The sequence below is a fragment of the Pedobacter sp. 01T416_2 genome (assembly GCF_056398925.1).
In genome coordinates, this window is the sequence record NZ_JBFTQI010000805.1 from 1 (window position 1) to 2,579 (window position 2,579).

At 36.4% G+C, this 2,579-nt stretch carries 2 protein-coding genes and 1 pseudogene; all 3 read right to left on the reverse strand.

Annotated elements, in window-relative coordinates; genetic code table 11:
• Positions 1-174: 174 nt before the first annotated feature.
• Positions 175-1,455, reverse strand: coding sequence for an adenylosuccinate synthase (locus AC1DPQ_RS24330; protein WP_190326317.1), 1,281 nt, complete (start codon positions 1,453-1,455; stop codon positions 175-177).
• A 38-nt stretch (positions 1,456-1,493) separates the two neighbouring features.
• A complete protein-coding gene (locus AC1DPQ_RS24335) occupies positions 1,494-1,991 on the reverse strand; it encodes a Fur family transcriptional regulator (protein ID WP_477585190.1) in 498 nt (165 codons plus the stop codon).
• A gap of 199 nt (positions 1,992-2,190) precedes the next feature.
• Positions 2,191-2,579: pseudogene (locus AC1DPQ_RS24340) on the reverse strand (hypothetical protein); the annotation flags it as partial.

Genomic DNA, 2,579 nt, shown 5'->3' on the forward strand with positions numbered 1-2,579 from the left:
TCTGTGCTTCTGTCATTAAAGTTGACAACTCTGAAATAAAAAAAGCAACCTGGTTGCAGGTTGCTTTTTATTATTGGTCATCACCCTGATCCGATAACTATCGGATTTATTTCAGGGTCTATCAGTTTATGAACATATAGATGCTGAACTAAATTCAGCATGACGAATCTTATATTAACGTAATTCTAAAGTTTGTGCTCTATCTGGTCCTACAGAAAGGAATTTGATCGGCACTTCTAATTCTTTTTCTAAGAAAGCAATGTAATCAGTTAATTTAGCTGGGATTTCATCTACAGAAGTAATTTTAGTTACATCAGTTGCCCAACCATCAATTGCTTTCAATACTGGTTTTGGCTCGATTGAAATGATGTCGTATGGCATGTAATCGATCGTTTCGCCATTGTATTCGTAGTGGGTACAAGCATAAATGGTATCGAAGGTATCCAAAACATCAGCTTTCATCATAATTAACTCGGTTACCCCGTTTAACATGATGGCATATTTTAATGCAGGAAGATCGATCCAGCCACAACGACGGGCACGACCTGTAGTTGCGCCAAATTCGTGACCTAAAGCGCGTAAATTTTCGCCAACTTCGTTATCTAATTCAGTAGGGAAAGGGCCACCACCAACACGTGTGCAATATGCTTTGAAGATACCATAAACGGCTCCTACTTTATTAGGCGCAATACCTAAACCAGTACAGGCGCCTGCAGTTGTGGTGTTACTAGATGTTACAAAAGGGTATGAACCAAAATCTACGTCCAATAACGTTCCCTGAGCACCTTCTGCTAAAACAGCTTTTCCTTCTTTTAAGAAACCATTTACATAATGTTCACTATCAACATGAGGAATGGTTTTTAAGAATTCGATTGCTTCAAAGAATGATGCTTCTTTCTCAGCCAATTCATATTCGAAACCTTCGTAATGAGAAAGGATTTCAGTATGTTTTTCTACCAATTTAGCATAGCGTTCTTTAAAATCAGGTAGAGTAGTATCGCCAACGCGTAAACCGTTACGGCCAGTTTTATCCATATAAGTTGGACCAATACCTTTTAAGGTTGATCCAATTTTATTTTTACCCATGCGTGCCTCGTTAGCTGCATCCAATAATTGGTGGGTTGGTAAAATTAAGTGCGCTTTACGGGCAATCACCAATTTGCCATCGGCAATAGGATCATGACCAGCTTTTTTTAAATTATCTAACTCTCTTTTTAGGATAATAGGGTCGATTACTACACCATTACCAATAAGATTCATGGTTTTTTCGTTAAAAATTCCTGAAGGGATTGTATTTAAAACGAATTTTTTGCCATCGAACTCTAAAGTATGTCCGGCATTTGGGCCACCCTGAAAACGGGCAATAAGATCATATTTTGGACTTAGTACATCAACGATTTTTCCCTTTCCTTCATCACCCCATTGCAGGCCGAGAAGTACATCTACTTGCGTCATTATTTAATAAATTAAGCTGGTTTTATTTGTATTTTGATTTAATTTTCTACAATTTTTGCGACTGTTGCTGCGCTTTCGTTTACTTTTCTGGCCATACTGCAATCAGAGCAGAAGCCATAAAGATTTAACGAATGGTGTTTCACATCAAATTTTAAAAGATCACCAACCATGGTTTGGATCTGGTGGATTCGTGGATCGCAGAATTCTACTACTTTACCACATTCGATACAGATTACGTGATCGTGCTGGCGGTAACCATAAGATTTTTCGAATTGCGCCATATTTTTACCAAACTGGTGTTTGGTAACTAAATCGCATGAAACCAGTAACTCCAATGTGTTATAAACCGTAGCACGACTTACGCGGTACTTTTGGTTTTTCATGTGGATATAAAGGGTTTCTACATCAAAGTGGTCGTTTCTTGAATATATTTCTTCCAATATAGCGAAACGCTCTGGTGTTTTACGTAGATTTTTGTTTTCTAAATAAGCCTCAAAAATCTTGCGAACGAGCTCATTTGTTTTTTGTTCAGACATAGTTTTTAAACTCCATTCAAAGGTAGGTAAATTGTTTTGAAAAATGATTACACCGATGAAATGATTACATAGATTTGAATTGTTTGATTGTTACAGCCTTTGATTGTTGAAATGTTGTAATAAGTCGGATGCCCAAAGTCGGAAAGTCAAAAGTCGGGAGCCCTGAGTTCAATTTGCTAATAGTGTAGGTAACAGTTTTTCAATTAAAGTCTTTATATTGCTTGTCAGTTAAATCTTTAATCTCTATCCTAGGGTAAATAAAATGTTGTTTGGGTTTGTCTAAAAATTGTTTTTCCTCTCCCATTGCGAAGCCAAGTTTGTATCCAATATTATCAGAAGTAGTTAAAAATACATTGTCATGCTCTGTGTCATCAGAAGGAATAAATAACATTACTTTTTTATTTGCAACTTTATCAGTTATCCATTGCTCTCCTATTCTTGTTGTTGCCCAGCCTATTACGTCAAATGATTTTTCAAAACTCATTGGATAACGAACATAATTAATGAAGTAGCAGTAAATCTCAAACTCTATATCAAGTGGAAAAGTGATTGCAAATTCGTTTTCTCCAAGTTTATAAAGTCTTGGTT